Annotated in this window: 16 protein-coding genes, 1 tRNA gene and 1 pseudogene; 5 read left to right on the top strand and 13 right to left on the bottom strand. The window is 67.8% G+C overall.

The genetic code is table 11. From position 1 onward, the window contains the following. Positions 1–162: 162 nt before the first annotated feature. The 6 genes and pseudogenes from QOI01_RS23965 to QOI01_RS23940 form a co-directional block, all read right to left on the bottom strand. Positions 163–239 (bottom strand) — tRNA-Met (locus tag QOI01_RS23965). A gap of 51 nt (positions 240–290) precedes the next feature. Next, positions 291–1527 (bottom strand): annotated as a pseudogene (locus QOI01_RS23960) (FAD-binding oxidoreductase). Positions 1528–1539: 12 nt separating this feature from the next. Next, positions 1540–1902 carry a BTAD domain-containing putative transcriptional regulator gene (locus QOI01_RS23955; RefSeq protein ID WP_526385391.1) on the bottom strand — a complete coding sequence of 121 codons (363 nt, stop codon included), beginning with the start codon at positions 1900–1902 and terminating at the stop codon, positions 1540–1542. Positions 1903–1980: 78 nt separating this feature from the next. Beyond that, positions 1981–2226, bottom strand: coding sequence for a hypothetical protein (locus QOI01_RS23950; RefSeq protein WP_526385389.1), 246 nt, complete (start codon positions 2224–2226; stop codon positions 1981–1983). Positions 2227–2243: 17 nt separating this feature from the next. Further along, positions 2244–5255: a UPF0182 family membrane protein gene (locus QOI01_RS23945; RefSeq protein ID WP_526385387.1), complete on the bottom strand. Its 3012-nt coding sequence runs from the start codon at positions 5253–5255 to the stop codon at positions 2244–2246. Positions 5256–5383: 128 nt separating this feature from the next. Beyond that, the gene (locus tag QOI01_RS23940; protein ID WP_526385385.1) at positions 5384–6406 is read right to left on the bottom strand and encodes a YlbL family protein; all 1023 of its coding nucleotides are present in this window, start codon (positions 6404–6406) and stop codon (positions 5384–5386) included. 122 nt (positions 6407–6528) lie between these two features. Between QOI01_RS23940 and QOI01_RS23935 the strand changes: the two genes are divergently transcribed. The 3 genes from QOI01_RS23935 to QOI01_RS23925 all read left to right on the top strand — a co-directional run bounded on the left by QOI01_RS23935 (position 6529) and on the right by QOI01_RS23925 (position 10197). Next, complete coding sequence (locus tag QOI01_RS23935; RefSeq protein ID WP_526385383.1) at positions 6529–7908, top strand: zinc-dependent metalloprotease; 1380 nt, start codon at positions 6529–6531, stop codon at positions 7906–7908. A gap of 35 nt (positions 7909–7943) precedes the next feature. Then, positions 7944–8786 carry a bacteriocin biosynthesis cyclodehydratase domain-containing protein gene (locus tag QOI01_RS23930; protein WP_526385381.1) on the top strand — a complete coding sequence of 281 codons (843 nt, stop codon included), beginning with the start codon at positions 7944–7946 and terminating at the stop codon, positions 8784–8786. Between the two features lie 76 nt (positions 8787–8862). Continuing rightward, complete coding sequence (locus QOI01_RS23925; RefSeq protein WP_526385379.1) at positions 8863–10197, top strand: macrolide-binding ATPase MABP-1; 1335 nt, start codon at positions 8863–8865, stop codon at positions 10195–10197. A 38-nt stretch (positions 10198–10235) separates the two neighbouring features. Here QOI01_RS23925 and QOI01_RS23920 read toward each other — a convergent pair whose 3' ends face one another. From QOI01_RS23920 to QOI01_RS23910, 3 genes are all read right to left on the bottom strand, one after another. Further along, a complete protein-coding gene (locus QOI01_RS23920) occupies positions 10236–10526 on the bottom strand; it encodes a WhiB family transcriptional regulator (protein WP_526385377.1) in 291 nt (96 codons plus the stop codon). A 140-nt stretch (positions 10527–10666) separates the two neighbouring features. Then, entirely contained in the window at positions 10667–10852 is a 186-nt protein-coding gene (locus tag QOI01_RS23915) for a hypothetical protein (protein ID WP_526385375.1), read from the bottom strand. Between the two features lie 132 nt (positions 10853–10984). Continuing rightward, positions 10985–13129, bottom strand: coding sequence for a UvrD-helicase domain-containing protein (locus QOI01_RS23910; RefSeq protein WP_526385373.1), 2145 nt, complete (start codon positions 13127–13129; stop codon positions 10985–10987). Between the two features lie 124 nt (positions 13130–13253). On the opposite strand from QOI01_RS23910, the gene mrx1 reads away from it, so the two are divergent. Then, the gene (gene mrx1, locus QOI01_RS23905) at positions 13254–13508 is read left to right on the top strand and encodes a mycoredoxin Mrx1 (protein ID WP_526385371.1); all 255 of its coding nucleotides are present in this window, start codon (positions 13254–13256) and stop codon (positions 13506–13508) included. A 1-nt stretch (position 13509) separates the two neighbouring features. On the opposite strand, the gene nudC is transcribed toward mrx1, so the two are convergent. Next, on the bottom strand, positions 13510–14484 hold the full coding sequence (gene nudC / locus QOI01_RS23900; protein WP_526385369.1) for an NAD(+) diphosphatase: 975 nt from the start codon (positions 14482–14484) through the stop codon (positions 13510–13512). Then, positions 14481–15557, bottom strand: coding sequence for a potassium channel family protein (locus tag QOI01_RS23895; RefSeq protein WP_526385367.1), 1077 nt, complete (start codon positions 15555–15557; stop codon positions 14481–14483). The genes nudC and QOI01_RS23895 overlap by 4 nt, the downstream gene beginning before the upstream one ends. A gap of 45 nt (positions 15558–15602) precedes the next feature. On the opposite strand from QOI01_RS23895, the gene QOI01_RS23890 reads away from it, so the two are divergent. After that, positions 15603–16004 (top strand): DoxX-related protein, encoded by a 402-nt coding sequence (locus QOI01_RS23890; protein WP_526385365.1) that lies wholly within the window; start codon positions 15603–15605, stop codon positions 16002–16004. Here the strand turns inward: QOI01_RS23890 and QOI01_RS23885 are convergent. Together QOI01_RS23885 and QOI01_RS23880 are read right to left on the bottom strand one after the other, a co-directional pair. Next, complete coding sequence (locus QOI01_RS23885; RefSeq protein WP_526385363.1) at positions 16001–19252, bottom strand: ATP-dependent helicase; 3252 nt, start codon at positions 19250–19252, stop codon at positions 16001–16003. The two genes, QOI01_RS23890 and QOI01_RS23885, sit on opposite strands and share 4 nt — an antisense overlap. Next, positions 19249–19667 (bottom strand): RecB family exonuclease (locus QOI01_RS23880; protein ID WP_526385361.1); only part of this gene is annotated, 419 nt, incomplete at its 5' end. The genes QOI01_RS23880 and QOI01_RS23885, both read right to left, overlap by 4 nt.

Raw genomic sequence — 19667 nt, 5'->3', positions numbered from 1 at the left:
AGCGGCGCCCGAGAGAGAAACGCCATTACGCTCGCCAAAAGGCTGGAATTCGGCAACGAAGGCGCAGGACAGTTAACTCAGATACCTAGCTAACGTGTCCAAATGCGTGTCCGACGGGCATGAAAATGGCCCCAGAGGTCGTACCTCTGGGGCCATTTCCGCTGGTAGCGGGGACAGGATTCGAACCTGCGACCTCTGGGTTATGAGCCCAGCGAGCTACCGAGCTGCTCCACCCCGCGACGGGTAAACAAGAGGTTACCGAAGCTGTTGGCAGAGTCCAAATCCGGTGATCAGCGCATCACGGAAGCCGGATCGTAGCGATGCGCGAGCGCCCTCAAACAGTGCAGCGTGTCTTCGTTGTAGCAGCGCGTGAGCCACGTGGGATCGGCCGACGGCGCGAAGTTCGGCATCTGGCCTCCGGTCGACCACCTCGTCAGTTCATACACCAGCGCAGCTGCGTGCCCAACGACCCCGCCACCGGCTGGCGGTGCCAGAACACCGATCACCGACAGCGCGTAGGCGGCGTTGCGGTGGCAGAAGGCACTGCGGTGCCGCGGCTCATGGGCCAGCGCACCACCGAGGAGCCTGAGCTCGACGATCGTCCGCGGCGAGTTCGACGCCGGGCCGCACGCGGCGAGGATCTCATCGACGGTCTCCGCACTCAGTTCGCGCAACAGCGCGTGGGGCTCGTGGGTGGGCATGGGGTCCACCGGATCCGCGTGCCCGGGACCGATGGCGGCGTAGGGCATCACGCCGATGGCATCGATGAGGATCGGCGCGACGTCGCGCACGGCGACCGTCATCCGGCAGTCGGGCGCTCCACTGCCGCCAAGCGTGGAATACGTCGGCGGTGTGAGCTCGGTCGAAGTATATTGCGTCGCCATAGAACTCGGCGATCGACAGCAGGTCGATCTCATCGGCGGTGACGATGCCGGACATCGACTTGCCGCTCCGCAGACCCCAGAAGAGGTCGACGTGTTCGTCGGGGGTGATGCGGAGCACCTGGCCCGACCCGGTCACCAATACGAACGCCCGCACGTGGTCGGCGGACAGCCCGACGGTGCGCACCAGCGGGCCGATGCCGCCGCCGGTCAGGTAGCCAAACGACGCCCACTGCGGGCGCCGAGCCGCACAGCGGCGCCAGACCGTGCGGTGTGGCCGCGTCGAGCACCGTTCGCCACGTGACCCCGCCACCGACGCGAGCGGTCCAGCTGAGGGCGTCCACGACGCATCCCGTCATGCCTGCGGTGAGAACCAGGACGTTGTCGGCGCCGATCGCCGTCGCACCGTGGCCCGTCGCCTGGACGGCCACTCTCAACCCCCGCTCGGCTGCGAACCGCATCACGTCGGCGACGTCGCTCGCAGTGGACGCCAGCACAACCGCAGCGGGCCGCACGGGCACCGCGACGTTCCACGGCGTGGCACGCTCGTACACACCCGCTCTCCAGGGAGCGCGACGGGCGCCCTCGTGTGCGTGCGCAGCTCGACCATGTCGTCGTCGACCTGGGTCGGGGCGTGGGGGCTCATCGGACGTTCCCTTCATCGATTCGGTTTCTCGTCGTCGCAAGGTTCATCGACGCCGCTTGGCGTCGGCTTGGCGCGCAGGCACGCGGGCGATCCAAGGAATCTCCAAGCCGGTCGTCGGACGCGGCTGGTCAGGTCAACGCGAGCGCCGCGCTTCCACTGCACGCATGCCGAGACGGCGGACCTCCAATGCTCGCCGTGCGGGTCTTCCAGAAATTGACCGCGCCACAACGCCATTGCGGCGTCAGCCGCTGCCAGTGCCCCATCCCAGCGCTGCGCCTCGACCACCGCTGCCGAACTCGCCGCTGCCGCCGAGAACTCGCTCAGGTCGACGTCGTCGGGCCCGGCCGCGAGGTAGTAGCCCGGTGACTGCCGCACGATCGGCGACGCCGAACCGCCGTCGCGCGGCGCCCAGCGCAGGTTGGCGACGTACGCATGGAGGCTGGCCGTCGCGCGCTACCGGGACCGTCGTCGCCCCACAGCGCGTCGATCAGGCCGTCGACGGAGACCACGCGACGGCGCGCCAGCGGCAGGGCGGCCAGCACCGCGCTGCTTCGGCGGTCCGATGTCGACCTGCACCTCGGTGCCAGTCGACTCCTCGCGCAAGCGCTCGTCGGTGCCAGTCGACTCCTCGCGCAAGCGCTCGTCGGTGGCCGACTCGATGCGCACGACCTGCAGCGGCCCGAGCAACCGATAACGCACCTGAGGAACCTAGTGGACTACTTCGTGTCCCGGTACTTGTTCATCGCGTCGTCCAGGTTCTGCAGAGCCTGCCCGTACTCGGCGAAGTTGCCGCCCTGCTGAGCCTGCTGCATCGCGTCCAACGCCGTCTGAACCTGTTGCAGCGCAGCGGCCTTTGCCGCCGTCAGCTGCGTCGCTCCACCAGGCACCGCCACCGGGACCGACACCTCGGGGGCCCGGCCTTGAGGATTGGGCGGCGGGGTGGCCTGCGGCTGACCGTTCGGCGGAGCACCAGCGGGCGGCGACTGCTGCCCGTTGGGAAGATCCGTCGGCGCAGGACCGGTCGCAGTGGCTCCTGCGCCGGCGCCGAACAACTCATCCAACGCGTCGCTGACGGTGGGGCCGTAGCCGACCTTGTCGTTGTACAACATCGCGACACGAATCAGCCGGGGGTAGGACGACGCCGCGTCGCTGGCTCCCGGCGAGGCGTACACCGGTGACACGTAGAGCAGGCCGCCCTGAGCCACCGGCAACGTCAGCAGATTGCCCCAGCGGATCCGGTTCTGGTTGTCCCTGCCGATGACGCCGAGGTCCTGGCTGACCGCCGTGTCGGTACTGATCGCGTTGAAGGCCAGCTTGGGACCGTTCACCTGGCCGGGGATCGTGAGCACGGTGATCTTGCCGTAGGTGGCCGGGTCGGAACTGGCACTGATATAGGCAGCCAGGAAGTCCCGACGGAATCTATTCATCGCGCTGGTCAGCTGGAAGGACGCCGAACTGTCGTTGGAGGCGATGTCCTTCGCCACGATGTAGTACGGCGGCTGGAAGCTGCTGGCCGTCGGGTTCGGGTCGAGCGGGACGTCCCAGAAGTCCGACGTGGAGAAGAACGTCACCGGATCGTTGACGTGATACTTGGCCAGCAGCGCCCGCTGCACCTTGAACAGGTCCTCGGGGTAGCGCAGGTGCTCCTGCAGCTCCGGTGAGATGTCACTCTTCGGCTTGACGGTGCCGGGGAAGACCGACATCCACGCCTTGAGCACCGGGTCGGTCTCGTCCTGCGCGTACAACGTGACGGTGCCGTCGTAGGCGTCGACGGTGGCCTTCACCGAGTTCCGGATGTAGGACACCTGCTTGTCGAGCTGCAACCGGTTCAGCGCCACCTCGTTCGAATCCGCGGTCGCCGACGACAGTGACGTCAGCTCCGAGTAGGGGTAGTTGTCGAGCGTGGTGTACCCGTCGACGATCCACACCATCTTCTTGTTGACGATCGCCGGGTACACGCCGGTGTCCGTGGTCAGCCACGGCGCGACCGCCTCGACACGCTTCGCCGGATCGCGGTTGAACAATATCTTGCTGTTCTGGCCGATCACGTTGGAGAACAGGAAGTTCCGTTCGGCGAACTTAGCCGCGAACACACTGCGCGCCAACCAGTTCCCGACCGGCACGCCGCCGGTGCCGGTGTAGGTGTAGTTCTTCGTGTCCGTGTTGGTCTCGTAGTCGTACTCGCGGTCGGTGCCGTTCTTGCCGACGATCGCGTAGTCCTCCGCCGTGTTGGCGATGATCGGACCGAAGTAGACGCGCGGCTGATCCAGCGGTGCCGGGCCCGGCTGCACGACGCTGCCGTTGGCACCGACCACACTGGCCAGGAACTCGGGGTAGCCACCGTTCTGGTTCGGGTCGTTCGCAACGCCGCGCACCGTGTTGGCCGGCGACGCGATGAAACCGTTGCCGTGCGTGTAGACGGTGTGGCGGTTGATCCAGTCCCGCTGGTTTTCGATCAGCCGGTCCGGGTTGAGTTCCCTCGCCGCGACCACGTAATCGCGCAGATTGCCGTCGCGGCCGTTGTAGCGGTCGATCGCCAGCTGGTCGGGGAAGGAGTAGAAGTTCTTGCCCTGCTGGAACTGGGTGAATGCGGGGCTGACGATGGTGGGGTCGAGCAGGCGAATGTTCGACGTCGTCGCCCGGTCGGAGGCCACCTGTTGCGCGGTGGTCTGCGCGTCACCGCTGTAGTCGCGGTAGGTGACCGATTGGTCGGTGAGCCCGTAGGCCTGTCTGGTCGCGGTGATGCTGCGACTGATGTACTCGCTTTCCTTCTGCGCGGCATTGGGTTTGACGCTGAACTGCTCGACGATCAGCGGCCAGCCCGCACCCACGATGAGCGACGACAGCAGGAGCAGCACCACGCCGATCGCGGGTATCCGCAAGTCGCGGAGCACAACCGCGGAGAAGACGGCGACCGCGCAGATCAGAGCGATGGCCAGCAGGATCAGCTTGGCGGGCAGTACCGCGTTGATGTCGGTGTAGCCGGCGCCGGTGAACGGCTTGCCCCCACGTGTATGACTGAGCAGCTCGTAGCGGTCCAGCCAGTACGCGAACGCCTTGAGCAGGACCAGGGTGCCGACCAGCGTGACGAGCTGGATGCGCGCCGAGCGGCTCAGCGCGCCGGTCCGACCGGCGAGCCGGATGCCACCGAACAGGTAGTGGCCGAGCAGATTCGCGACGAGAGCCAGGAACGTCGCGACGAAGAGGAAGTTGAGCACCAATCGATAGAACGGCAGGTCGAACGCGTAGAAACCGAGATCCATGCCGAACTGCGGATCGGTGACGCCAAACTTGTCGCCGTGAAGGAACAGCTGGACCTGCACCCAGTAGGTCTGTCCGACGATGCCTGCCAGCAACCCGATGAACAACGGCAGGCCGAGGCCGAACAGCCGCAACCGGGCCATCACGGTGGTGCGGTAGCGCGCGACGGGGTCGTTGGGTCCCGCGGTGGGGACGAACACCGGACGGTTTCGGTAAGCCAGCGCAAGGCCGGCGAACACCACTCCACCGATGAGCAACGCGGCCGCCAGGAACACGACCAATCGCGTCATCAGCTTGGTGGTGAACACCGACCGGTACCCGAGCTCCCCGAACCACAACCAGTCGACGTAGGCGTCGATCAGGCGCGGGCCGATCAGCAACAACAGGACGACCGCGAGTGCGATCCCGATCAGAATCCGGCTACGTCGAGTCAGCTTCGGCATCCGTGCCGCGGGCCGCATCCCCACTCGTCAACTCCAGTCTCAGGTGCCACAGGTCCGTGACATCGCCGTCTCCGTCGCTTCGCTCGCCCCGTAAGTCGTGGCGCCGCGATTCGGCGTGCCACAACTCTACGCATTCGCTGCGAAGCGACTTCTCAGCAATGGGGCGGTTCGCCACCGGCGGAATAAGTCTTCAGTGCGCCGATGGCACCGGCGAGGTCCTCGACCTTGATGAGTTGCAGACCGTCGTCGTGGGCAGCCGTGGCCTCGTCGCAGTTCTGCGCGGGGACCAGGAACACCGTCGCCCCGGCCTCCTGCGCGGCGTACATCTTGTGAGAGATACCGCCGATCGGACCGACCTTGCCGTCTCCCGCGATAGTCCCGGTGCCCGCGACGAACTTGCCGCCGTTGAGGTCGCCGGTCGTCAGCTTGTCGACGACGGCGAGGCTGAACATCAGACCGGCCGACGGGCCGCCGATGTTCGCGAGGTTGAAGTCGATCTTGAACGGCGCCCACGGCGCGTCGAGCACCCCGACGCCGAGAAAGCCGTAGTCGCGGTCCGGGTTCTTGCCCAACGTGACCGTCGTCGTGCCGAGGGAGCCGTCCTTGCGGCGATAGTCGATCACCAGCTGCTCACCCGGCTTGGTCGTCTTCAGGATGGCGGTGAACTGCTCGAGGTTGGCCACGGGTTGGTCATTGACCAGGTCGATCGCATCACCCTCTTGCAGCTTCCCCGCCGACGGCCCCGGGTCGGTGACGTTCTGGACGGTGACAGCCTGCGGGTACTTGAGGTAGCCCAGCGCGGCGTACTCGGCGCTGTTCTCCGACTGCTTGAAGTCCCCTGCGTTCTGCTTGTCGATGTCGTCCTTGGACTTGTCCGGCGGGTACACCAGGTCGCGCGGGACGAGTTGTTCGTCACCCGACATCCACAGCTGCAACGCCTGGCCGAGCGTCAGACCGTCGCTCTGGCTGACCGTGGTCATGTTGAGGTGCCCTGACGTGGGATGCACCTCGGTGCCATGGATGTCGACGACCTGCTTTCCCTCGACTTCTCCGAGCGTATTGAACGTCGGACCAGGACCGAGTGCCACGAACGGCACCGTCACCAAGGACATCAGCAGACCGAACGCCACGATCGGCACCAGCGCCACCACCAGGGTCATTACCCGCCTGTTCACGGTGCCCACAGTAAGGCTCACGCCCATTTTCCCCCTCCCAGCGCTCGCCGGGGCGTTCGAGTTCACTCTCAGCGTGACCCGGGACCCCGCGCCACGGCCGAGGGGTGAGTACCGTGGAAGCCATGGCTGACCTGCCCTTCGGCTTCTCCTCGGGAGACGACCCCGAGCGAGACGACCGCAAGAAAGACCCGGACAAGGGGTCGCAATCGGATCCATTCGGATTCGGGGGCGGCGAATTCGACATGTCCAACCTTGGTCAGATCTTCTCCCGACTAGGCGAGATGTTCAGTGGCGCAGGCGCCACGACGTCGGGTGGCGCCCAGTCCGGCCCCGTGAACTACGACCTGGCCCGCCAGTTGGCGTCCAGTTCCATCGGCTTCGTCAAACCCGTGCCAGAGAAGACCAGAGCAGCCGTCGTCGACGCCGTGCGCCTGGCCGACACCTGGCTCGACGGTGTGACTCCCCTCCCGGCGGGCACCGCGACCGCCGTGGCGTGGACGCCCAGCGAGTGGGTCGACAACACGCTCGCCACGTGGAAGCGCCTGTGTGACCCGGTCGCCGAGCAGATGTCGACGGTGTGGGCCTCGGCGCTGCCCGAGGAGGCCAAGGCCATGGCGGGTCCACTTCTCGCGATGATGACCCAGATGGGTGGCATGGCCTTCGGTTCACAGCTCGGCCAGGCCCTGGGCACGCTGTCGAAGGAAGTGTTGACCTCCACCGACATTGGGCTGCCCCTGGGACCCAAGGGAGTGTCGGCTCTGATGCCCGAGGCCATCGAGTCCCTCGCCGAGGGACTGGAGCAGCCACGCAGCGAGATCATGATGTTCCTCGCCGCGCGCGAGGCCGCGCACCACCGCCTGTTCAGCCACGTGCCGTGGCTGTCGACGCAGTTGCTCAACGCCGTCGAGGCCTTCGCCCGTGGCATGAAGGTCGACATGAGCGGGATCCAGGACCTCGCCGCGGGCTTCAATCCCGCCTCACTCGGTGACCCCTCGGCCATGGAGCAACTGCTCAATCAGGGCATCTTCGAACCGAAGTCGACGCCAGAACAGGTCGCGGCGCTCGAACGCCTTGAGACGCTGCTGGCCCTCATCGAAGGCTGGGTGCAGACCGTCGTGACCGCTGCGCTGGGCGACCGGATTCCCGGCGCGTCGGCGCTGAGCGAGACGCTCCGTCGGCGACGCGCCACCGGCGGGCCCGCCGAGCAGACCTTCGCGACCCTCGTCGGACTGGAACTGCGCCCTCGCAAGCTGCGGGAGGCGGCGGTGTTGTGGGAGCGGCTCACCGAGGGCGTCGGCGCGGACGCCCGTGATGCGGTCTGGCAGCACCCCGACCTGCTTCCCGGCGCAGACGATCTCGACGAACCCGCAGGCTTCATCGACCGCGTGGTGGGCGGCGACACCAGCGGCATGGACCAGGCGATCGCCGACCTCGAGAAGGACTTCAACGACGAGGAGAAGGGCTCCGATCCGGGGCCCAGCTCAGGGCCTGTGGATAACTAAAACGCGGTAGCGGCGTCCCGTGGCAGAGTCGTCGCATGTCGAGCCACACCCTCAACCCGGCCATGCCGGTGTTGGTCAGGCCGGATGGCGCGGTGCAGGTGGGATGGGACCCGCGGCGCGCGATGTTGGTCCACCCACCCGATGGGTTATCGGCAGCCGCGCTGGCCGACCTGCTGCGCGCGATGCAGTCCGGTGTCTCGGCGAGCGACCTGAGGGCGCTGGCGCTGAATCGGGGAATCGTCGACGCGTCGGCAATGACGGAACTGGTGACATCCCTCGTCGAGGCGGGGCTGGCGACCACCACACCGCCGCGCACCCGGTCGGCGTCGATTCGCATCCACGGCCGTGGCCCCCTGTCGGACCTCCTGGCGAGCGCCTTGCGGTGTTCGGGGGCCAGGGTCCGCCAAAGCAGGCTCAGCCATGCGGGTGTCACACCGGGAACCGTTGACCTGGTGGTGTTGTCTGACTTCCTCGTCGCTGATCCGCGGGTCCTGCGCGACCTGCACGAGGCACGGATTCCGCACCTTCCGGTGCGGGTGCGCGACGGGACGGGGCTGGTCGGTCCGTTGGTGATTCCCGGGGTCACGAGCTGTCTGGGCTGCGCGGACCTGTACCGCAGCGACCGCGATGCGGCATGGCCTGCCGTCGCCGCCCAGTTGCGGGACGCAGTCGGCAGCGCTGACCGAGCGACCATGCTCGGCACCGCGGCGCTCGCGCTCAACCAGGTTGACCGCGTCATCCAGGCCGTGCACGAGTCCGATGACCCGCGCCGCGCGGGCGAACCGCCGCCGACCCTGGACACCACGCTGGAGTTCGACGTCCGGACAGGTTCCACGGTGAGCCGCCGTTGGCCACGTCACCCCCGGTGCGAGTGCTGACGGGGACCCGCAACGCGCCGGGTGGGCGCGCTCACAGAGATCGCTGGCACTTCGCGGCGGTCCGTCCAGCTTCGTAATGGATGATGGTGGAGTGGCAGACATCAAGCGTGGACGAGCGGCCCGTAATGCGAAGCTCGCAAGCTTGCCCGTCGGCATCGCGGGCCGCGCGGCCCTCGGCTTCGGAAAGCGTTTGACCGGCTCGTCGAGGGACCAGGTCAACGCGGAGCTGATGGAGAAGGCGGCCAACCAACTCTTCACCGTCCTCGGCGAACTCAAGGGTGGTGCCATGAAGGTCGGCCAGGCGCTCTCCGTCATGGAGGCCGCCGTTCCCGAGCAGTTCGGCGAGCCGTACCGCGAGGCACTCACCAAACTTCAGAAGGACGCCCCCCCACTGCCCGCGGCCAAGGTGCACCGCGTCCTCGACGCCCAACTCGGTACCAAGTGGCGGGAGCGGTTCACCTCGTTCGACGACACCCCGATCGCTTCGGCGAGCATCGGGCAGGTTCACAAGGCGGTCTGGTCCGATGGTCGCGAGGTCGCCGTCAAGATTCAGTACCCCGGTGCCGACGAGGCGCTGCGAGCCGATCTGAAGACCATGAAGCGGCTCGTGTACGTGTTCAAACAGCTGTCCCCAGGCGCCGACGTCCAGGGCGTGGTCGACGAGTTGATCGAACGCACCGAGATGGAACTCGACTACCGGCTCGAGGCGGAGAACCAACGCGTCTTCGCCAAGGGGTACCGCGACGACCCGCACTTCGTGGTACCGGCGATCGTCGCGAGCTCGCCCAAGGTCGTCATCGCCGAATGGATGGACGGCATCCCGATGGCGCAGATCATCCGCAACGGCACGCCCGAGCAGCGCGACATCGTGGGTACGCGACTCTTCGAGCTCACCTACGACGCCCCGAGGCGCATCGAGATGATGCATGGCGACGCGCATCCGGGAAACTTCATGCTGCTGCCCGGGGACAAACTGGGTGTGCTCGACTTCGGCGCCGTGGCCCCGATGCCCGGCGGTATCCCGATCGAGCTGGGACTGACCGTCCGCTACGCACTAGAGAAGGACTACGGCAAACTGCTTCCGACGATGGAGAAGATCGGTTTCATTCAACGCGGACAACAGGTTTCGTCGCGCGAGATCGACGACATGCTGCGCCAGTACGTCGAGCCACTCGAGGTCGAGGTGTTCCACTACACCCGCAAGTGGCTGCAGAAGATGGCCGCCGCCAACATGGAGCTCTCGGTCGACTCGATCAAGACGGCCCGCCAGATGGACATTCCCGCCAAGCTGGCCATTCCGATGCGGGTCATCGCGTCCAACGTCGCGATCTCGTGTCAGCTCGATGCGCACATCCCGACCAAAGCGCTTGCGCTGGAACTCATCCCGGGGTTCGCAGAAGAGGCAGCCTAACCCCAGCAATGCGTTGGGGCTAGGCGGCCTCGGTCCGGCTATGCGGCTGCCGGGTTTTCAACGGGATTCTTCTCACTCTTTCTCGGGCGGCCTCTTGGGCGCTTCCGCGCCACCACGGTTCCGCGGTCGATGATCTCGCCGCCCCAAACCCCCCACGGCTCTTCGCGTTCCAGCGCCTCGGCGAGGCACTGCCGCCGGATCGGGCAGTCTGCGCACAGCGTCTTGGCCCGCTCCAACTCGAGGGGATTCTCGGCGAACCACAGGTCCGGGTCACCGACGTGACACGGGACCGCCGAAAACGCCCTCTCGCGGCATGTCTGCGGAGACATGTCCGATACACCTTCTTCCTGGTCTAAGTCGATCAGCCATCTGTCTTCTGATGGATCTGCGACCAGGTGTTCGGATGTCCCGAAAAATCTGGCCACGGATCCGGTGTCGGGTCCGTGGCCAGTTGGCTTTCGTGGGCTTCCTAGGTGGGGCCCCGATTCACGGACGCGACGGTCGCGGCGGCGGTGCGTCGCTCAATCGCCGGAATGGCGACATGCGTGGCAACCGCCGAATGCGCCGCCGAGGCGGCGGGTCCAGCGACGTAGAGGGGCCACGACATGACGTCAGCGCTAGCGATGGCTACGCCGGAATTCTGAATGATCTTCATGTTTGGCTCCTCCCTTCTGCTCACCGGATTAGACGGTTATGAGGTTAGACGTTAACACCCAAAATCGACAAGCGAATTTCTGACCTGCGAGTTTGGCGCGATCTTTGCGAATCTTGGCGGTTTGGCGCTGGGTCAGCGCCGGCCCTTGACAAGCGCGAGGACGTCGGGACCGAATTGTTCGAGCTTGCGAGCGCCGATACCCGGGATGGCGACGAGAGCGGCCTCGTCGGCCGGAAGGGTTTCGGCGATGGCAATCAGGGTGTTGTCGGTGAACACCACGTAGGCGGGCACCTTCATCGCCTTGGAGGTGACGAGGCGCCACTCCTTGAGCTGCGCCAACAATTCCTCGTCGAGGTCCGACGGGCACGTCTCGCAGCGGCGCAGCATGATCGAGGCCGGACTGCTCAATGCCCCGCCGCACACTCGGCAGCGCGAAGTGGCCGCCCGCTGCCGCCGCGGCTTGCTGGGCCCGTCGTCCGTGCTCGCCTGCGGAGCGACGCCGTTGAGGAAGCGCGACGGGCGCCGGCCCTGCCGACCGCCCGGCGAACGTGCCAGCGCCCAGCTGAGCCCCAGGTGGATCCGCGCCCGCGTCACGCCGACGTAGAGAAGGCGGCGTTCCTCCTCGACCTGCTCGCTGTCGGCGCCACGCGCGAGCGCGTGCGAGATGGGAAGCGTGCCGTCGGCCAGGCCGACAAGGAACACCGCGTCCCACTCCAGGCCCTTCGCCGCGTGCAGCGACGCCAGGGTGACACCCTGTACGACCGGCGGGTGACGCGCGTCGGCACGCTGGCGCAGTTCAGCGAGCAGGGCGCGCATGTCGAGCGACGGTCGCTGCGCAACCTCTTCCTCCACGAGCTCGACCAGCGCGAGCAGCGCCTCCCACCGCTCCCTGGCCTTGGTGCCCTGCGGCGGCTCGGCGGTCAGACCGAGCGGCTCGAGCAGCTCGCGGACGACCGCCGGGAGTTCGATACCCACCGCGTCGACGCGTTCGGATGCCCGCTGCAACGCCGCCAACGCCTGCCGGACCTCCTGGCGGCTGAAGAAACCCTCCCCGCCCCGCACCTGGTAGGCCACGCCGGCCGCGGTGAGCGCCTCCTCGTACACCTCCGATTGCGCATTGATGCGATAGAGCACCGCGACCTCCGACGGGGCCGTGCCCGAACCGATGAGCTTCTTGATGGACTTGGCCACGGCGGTGGCCTCGGCGACTTCGTCCGGATGCTCACTGAACGTGGGTGCGGGCCCGGCATCGCGCTGGCCGACCAGATGCAGCTTGCTGCCCGCCATCCGCCCGCGCGCGACCGCGATGACGCGGTTGGCCAGTGACACCACCTGCGGCGTGGAGCGGTAGTCACGTTCCAGTCGTATCACCGCGGCGTCGGGAAAACGGCGTGAGAAGTCGAGCAGATAGGCGGGCGTGGCACCGGTGAACGAGTAGATGGTCTGGTTCGCGTCGCCGACCACCGTCAGGTCGTCACGCTCGCCCAGCCAGGCGTTGAGCACCCGCTGCTGCAGGGGTGTGACGTCCTGGTATTCGTCGACGACAAAGCAGCGGTACCGGTCGCGGAACTCCTGGGCGACAGCGGCGTCGTTCTCGATGGCCGCGGCGGTGTGCAGCAGCAGGTCATCGAAGTCGAGCAACGCGGTGCCGTCGCGGCGCGCCTTCATGGCCTCGTACCCGGCGTAGACGGTGGCGATCTTGGCGGCGTCGAGCGGGATGTCGCGACCAGCCTCGGCGACCGCCGCCGCGTAGCCCTCCGGACTGATCAGCGATGCCTTCGCCCACTCGATCTCACCGGCGAGGTCACGCACGGCGTCGGTGTTGGCCTGGATCGACGCCCGGTTCGCGGCCTGAGCGACGACGCCGAACTTGCTGTCGAGCAGCTCCCACCCGGTGTCGCCGACCACCCGCGGCCAGAAGTACTGCAGCTGGCGTCGGGCCGCCGCGTGGAACGTCATCGCCTGAACCGACGCCGTGCCAACACCGTCGGCGCCCTGCTCGTCGAGCGACCGCAGCCTGCTGCGCATCTCCCCCGCGGCACGGGAAGTGAAGGTCACCGCCAGCACCTGGCCTGGCGCCACGTGACCGGCCGCCACCAGATAGGCGATCCGCCGGGTGATCGTCCGGGTCTTTCCGGTGCCTGCGCCCGCGAGCACGCACACCGGACCCCGCGGCGCCTGCACCGCCTCGCGCTGCTCATCGTCGAGGTCGCCAGTCAGACGATCAAGCGGCCGACTGAGCGGTGGGGAGGCGGCCACGGGAGCCTGGGACGGCATGGCGTCCATCTTGGCAGGACGCGGCGACAAAGTCTGATCCGACGTGCGCTACGCCGCATGACCCACGGCCGGATGGTGCAGTACCCGGTGGGTCCGTTACGTTGAGTCGGCTATGACAACAGGTATGACAACAGCTGCCAAGGCCCCGCTCACCATGTACTCCACGACATGGTGCGGCTACTGCGCCCGGCTCAAGACCGCTCTGAAGTCCGCGGGCATCGCCTACACCGAGGTCGACATCGAGGACGACCCCCGGGCAGCCGAGTTCGTCGGCTCGGTCAACGGCGGTAACCACGTCGTCCCGACGGTGAAGTTCGCCGACGGGTCGACGCTGACCAACCCGAACCTCAAGGCCGTCCAGGCCAAGCTCGCCGCCTGAATCAGTCGGCGTACGCCCAGGATTCGATGATCTCCCTGGCGATGGAGATGGACCCTGGCAGGAGTAGCCGCGACGGCGAGTCGCTGCTCCAGTCGCCGTCGGCCAGCGCATCGCGAACCTCGGCCCGGGTGAACCACGCGGCCTCGGCGATCTCGCCGTCGCTGAAGAAGAACTCCTGCTCCGGGTCGCCGATCGCGTGGAAGCCGACCATCAGCGAGCGCGGAAACGGCCACGGCTGACTCGCCAGGTACGTGACGTCGGTGACGCTCAGCCCGATCTCCTCGGCCACCTCGCGCACGACGCAGGATTCGAACGACTCACCCGCTTCGACGAAACCCGCGATGAGCGAGAAGAGCCGCTCCGGCCAGACGGTCTGACGAGCCAGCACCGCACGGTCGTGGCCGTCGTGGATCAGGCAGATGACCGCCGGGTCGAGGCGCGGGAACTCCTCGTGCCCGTTGACGGGGTTGATTCTGGACCACCCCGACTTGTGGATCTTGGTCGGCGATCCGTCGATGGCGCTGAAGCGGGCGCTGTCATGCCAATTGAGCAGTGCGGTGGCCGTCGCGACCAGTTGCGCACTGACGTCGTCGAAGATCGAACCCGCCCGGCGCAGGTCGAGCACCTCCGACTCGGCATGCGGGTCCTCGGGTCCGTCCAGGGCGCCGCGCACCGCCCACACGTGCCTGCCGTCCGCCATCCGGCCGAGGAACACCGCGTGTTCGTCGGGCTTCGCGGAGTGCTTCGCCGCCTTGCCGAGCACGACCCGGCCGCCCGAGATGAGGACCTGGTTGCGCCGGTCCACCTTCAGCAGCAGCGCATCGCTCCAGCCGGCGACCGCGGCGTCGACGTCGGTGCGCAGCTCGTCGGCCCGGTCGGCGCCCACGCGCGACAGCAGGGGCACGTTGCGCAGTTTGAACGCGCCGCCGGGCACATTCCCCGAGTCGCTTCGCTCTCCCCCGCCGGGACCGGTCATCGAGCGTCCGCGTTGCGGATGTAGAGCAATCGGTCACCGAGTTCCATGGCATCGACCTCCGGTGCATCCACCCGAAGCAGGTGTCCCTCGCGCACGACCCCGAGCACGATGTCGGGTAGGTGCCGCGCCGAACCTCCGACCTCCTTGGAGGACACGTCGCGCTCCGCGATCGCGAATCCGGCGTCCGGCGTGAGCAGGTCCTCGATCATCTCCACGACGGTCGGCGTCTTGGCTGCCATCCCGAGCAGCCGACCCGCCGTCTCCGAGGACACCACGACGGAGTCCGCGCCCGACTGCAGGAGCAGGTGCTGATTCTCCGTCTCACGGATCGAGGCGATGATCTTCGCCTTGGGCGCGAGCTCGCGCGCCGTCAGCGTGACGAGGACGGCGGTCGGATCGCTGTTGGTGGCGACCACGATCGACTTGGCGTGCTGCGCGCCCGCGAGCCGCAGCACGTCAGCCCGGTTGGCGTCCCCGTGCACCGTCACCAGCCCGGCCTTGTCGGCACGGTCCAGCGCCGCCCGGTCGGTGTCGACGATGACGATCTCGCCGCTTTTCGCGCCGTCGCCGATCATGGCCGCGACGGCGGTCTTTCCCTTGGTGCCGTAACCGACGACGATGGTGTGTTCGCGCACGCTTCTCCTCCACTGCTGGATCTTGAGGGTCTGACGCGATGCCTCGGTCAGGGTTTCCACCGTGGTACCGATCAACACGATCAGGAAGGCAACCCGCAACGGCGTGATCACCAGCACGTTGACCAGCCTCGCCGACGGCGTGAACGGCGTGATGTCGCCGTAGCCGGTGGTCGACAGCGAAACCGTCGCGTAGTACAGACAATCCAGGAACGACAGCTGGTTGTCCTGGACGTCGCGGTAGCCGTCACGTTCCAGGTAGACGATGATCACCGCGGCGAACAGCGCCGCCAGCGCGTAGATCAGCCGCATCACGATCTTGCGAGCGGGGCTGACGAACGGCTCGGGGATCCGCAGCGTGCCGACCAGCGTGTGGTCTGGCTGACTGGTCAGCGTCTGATCGATCGCCGCCAGCCGGCGACGCAACCTACCCTTGGCCACGAAGGCCCATCATCCGCCCAACGCGCCGCACAGCACAATGTAACCATGGCCTCTCTCACACCATCAGTCGACAGCACGCACAGCCAGGCCACCGCCCAGCGCATGGGCGCGATGCTGGTCGGCATGGGCGTACTTCACTTCGTCGCTCCCAAGCCGTTCGACACCATCGTCCCCGCCGAGTTGCCGGGCAGCGCGCGTTTCTACACGCTGGCCTCCGGCGTCGCCGAGGCGGCGACCGGCACCCTGCTGCTGGCCCCGCGCACTCGCCGTGTCGGCGCCATCGCAGCCATCGCGTTGTTCGTCGGCGTCTTCCCGGCGAACGTCAACTCGGTCCGGGTGCTCTGGAACAAGGGCTGGCCGGCGCGCATCGGCACCATCGGCCGCCTGCCGCTGCAAATCCCGATGATCACCCAGGCGCTCAAGGTGTATCGCAACGCACCTCGCTAAGCGGCCTCGAGAATCTTGGCCAGCTCGATGGCGCCGAGCAGCGACGCGGGTACGACGGTCCGGCCGCTTCGGACGTAGTGGAACGCCCCACGCACCGAGTCGGGTGACACGCCCGCGGTCGCGGCCCATGCGAGCCGGTAGACGGCGAGCTGAACCGCGTTCTGCTGCAACGCCTCTGGAGTGACGGGCGGGTCACCGGTCTTCCAGTCCACCACGGTGACACCGCCGTCGCCGTCGGCGAACACCGCGTCGATGCGACCGCGAACAACCGTGCCGCCGATGATCATGTCGAACGGAACCTCGACGTCGACCGGTGTTCTCGACGCCCACGACGACACGGCGAAGGCGGCTTGCAGTTCGGCGAGCCGCTCGGCTTCGGAGAGACCCAATTCACCGTCGACCGCGCCAGGCAGATCCTCGAGGTCGAACAGCCGCTCGGCATGGAAGAACCGCTGCACCCAGTCGTGGAACGCGGTACCGAGAAGCGCCTGCGGGTCGGGTCGGGTCGGCACGCGACGCTGCAACCGGCGGACCGCGCCCTCGGGATCGCGACCGATGTCCACCAGCGCACTGACCGAGACCTGCGGGGGCAGCACGAGGGGCGGCCGTTCCATGGCCCGCTCCCGCTCGGCCAGCAGTGCGTCGACGTCGGCCGCCCAGCCATCGGTGTCCTCATTGCCAGCGGCGCCCCGCGTTGGGTCGGCGGCCATCGCCGTGGCGACGAGTTCCGCGCCACGGTCGACGTCACCGCGACCGGCGCCTGTCGGATCGACGGGCCACGACCGCTCCATCACGTTGTCCCGCAGTGGGTTGGCGTCCCCGTCGGCGGGTGCGGGCGCCCACTGCTCGACGACACCGCAGGGGTCCCCTGCGGCCGCGGTGGTCCGGTCGATCACGTCCTTGATCTCGAGGAGGAAGTCCGAGGGGCCGCGGGGTTTGGCCTCGGTGGCTCCCCAGTGGTGGCCCGACAACAGCAGCGTGTCCTCGGCGCGCGTCAACGCGACGTACAGGAGGCGGCGCTCCTCGTCGATGCGCCGCTGGTCGAGCGTCTTGCGATGATTGGCGATCTTGTCGGACAAGGCCTTTCGATCGTAGACATCGGACGTGTCGAGGACGGGCACGCCATGCTCAGACACCGACGCGCGGTCGCCCCTCAGCAGCGGCGGCAGGTCGGCGGCGTCCGTGAGCCAGGTACGCGAAGAGCCGGTGGACGGGAACACCCGCGCGCTCAAATGGGGCACCGCGACGACCTGCCACTCCAGTCCCTTGGCTGCGTGCACGGTCAGGATCTGCACGCGGTCCTTCGCCACCGCGATCTCGGCCGGCGCGAGGCCGTTCTCCACGTCCATCGCCGCATCGAGGAAGGCGAGCAGCCCGGAAATCGATGCCGACGGGCGTGTCGCGAACTCGGCGACGACGTCCGCGAACGCGTCGAGGTGCTCGGTGCCGCACCATCCCGCCGAAACCGACTGCGCGGAACGGACTTCCGCATCCACCCCGAGCATCCAGCGAACCTCGGCGACCAGGTCGGGCAAGGGGTGATGCAGCTGGGCACGCAGCGTGGTCAGCTCCCGGCAGAGTGCAACGATCCTGGTGTAGCCGATGGCCGAGTAACGGTCCGGGCGGCCTGGGTCGCAGATCGCGTCGGCCAGACATGCACTGTCGGCGTCGGCGCCTGCGGACGCGACGATGTGCGTGGTCGACGACCGGTCCGCCGTCGCGCCGTCGAGTTCCACCGCGCGTCGCCACAGCGCGGTCACGTCGGTCGCGCCCAACCGCCAACGTGGACCGGTGAGGATGCGCATCGCGGCCGAGCCCGCGGTCGGGTCGGCGGTCAGGCGCAGCATCGCGACGACGTCGGCCACCTCCGGGACCGACAACAGGCCGGAGAGCCCAACCACCTCGACGGGCACCCCGCGGGCGGTGAGCGCGTCGGCGATCGGCGCGGCATCGGCGTTGCGCCGCACCAGCACCGCCGCCGTGGGAGCGTCCGCGCCGGACCCGACGGCGCCGTGGTAGATCTGCGCCAAGTGATCCGCCACCCAATCCCGCTCGATGCTCACGTCGGTCAGCAGCGCGCACGTGATGGTGCCCAGCTCCGCGCCAGGACGTGGCAGTAACTCCCGCACCGCCACCGATCGCCGTCGCGCCTCCATCGAAATGGCGTTCGCGAGGTGCAGGGCGCGCGGCGGGTTGCGCCAGCTGGTGCGCAGTTCGAGCGTGGGTGCGGGCGTGCCGTCCGATAGGCAGAAGTCGGTGGTGAAGCGGGGCAGGTTGGTCGCCGACGCACCACGCCAGCCGTAGATCGACTGGATGGGGTCGCCGACGGCCGTCAGTGCCAGCTCGTCGTCGACACCCCCACCGAACAACGACGACAGCGCGACGCGCTGCGCATGGCCGGTGTCCTGATACTCGTCGAGGAGGACCACCCGGTAGCGCTGACGCAGCTGCTCACCGACTTGGGGGAACGTCGAGGCGAGCCGGGCCGCCGCCGCCATCTGCATGCCGAAGTCCATGACGTTCTCGGCCCGCATCCGCTCGTGCAACGCGTCGATCAGCGGCACGATCTCGGTGCGCTCGGTCTGGGTCGCCAGCAGCTTCAGAAGCGACTGGCTCGGCCCGCCATCGCGTTGACGAGGACCGGCGGGCAGGGCGTGCACCAGCCGCTCCAGTTCGACGTGGGTGTCGCGGAGTTGATCGGTGTCGACGAGGTGCTCGGCCAGCTGGCCGGCCAGCCGAAGCACCATCGACGTCACGGTCGCCGGGGACTTCTCGGTCTGCAGGTCTTCCGCGTATCCGCAAACCACGCGAAAGGCCAACTGCCACAGTTCCGTTTCCCCGATCAGCCGCGTCGATGGCTCAACCGGAAGCAGCAGGCCGTGCTCCCCCAGCAGGGTGCCTGCGAACGCGTGATAGGTCCCGATCGACGGGTGCTCGTCGACCTCCGCCCGGTCGCCGGGCACCAGCCCCGCACCGGCGAGCCGCGCGAGCCTGGTGCGCACGCGACGCAGCAGTTGGCCCGCCGCCTTGCGCGTGAACGTCAGACCGAGCACCTCGCCCGGGCGAGCATACCCGTTGGCGACGAGCCACACGACGCGTGCCGCCATCGTCTCGGTCTTGCCGGCACCCGCGCCGGCGATCACCACCAATGGGCCGGGCGGTGCGGCGATGACCGCGGCCTGTTCCTCGGTTGGCGCGAAGATGCCGAGCGCATCCGCCAGCTCGGCCGGACTGTAGCGGCCCGTCAAGAGCGCCCTCCCAAGGCAGCCTGAGCCGGACACATCGCCCGCACCGGACAGTGCCCGCAACCGTCGTTGATGCGGGCCACGAACTCCGGGCCCCTCGTTGCACCCGCCGCCTGGTGGACGCGCTCGCGCCACTCGTCGCGGCCGTCGGTCGTCATCGGGTTCTGGTCGCGCTCGGTGGCACCTGCCACGCCGATCTTGCCGAGGTAGACCAGTCGACCGCCGCCGGCCTCATCACCCTGCGGCAGAACACCTTCGGCGATGGCCAGCTGGTACATGGCCAGCTGTGCGTGGCGCTGGGCATCGTCCTTGCTGACCGGACTCTTCCCGGTCTTGACGTCGGCGACGACGAGCCTGCCCTCCGCGTCGCGTTCCAACCTGTCGATCCGCCCTCGGACCCGGACGCCCGGTTGACCTG

Source organism: Mycobacterium sp., from assembly GCF_032162605.1.
In the GTDB taxonomy this organism is placed as follows: domain Bacteria; phylum Actinomycetota; class Actinomycetes; order Mycobacteriales; family Mycobacteriaceae; genus Mycobacterium.
This window is presented reverse-complemented; position numbering and strand designations above follow the sequence as displayed.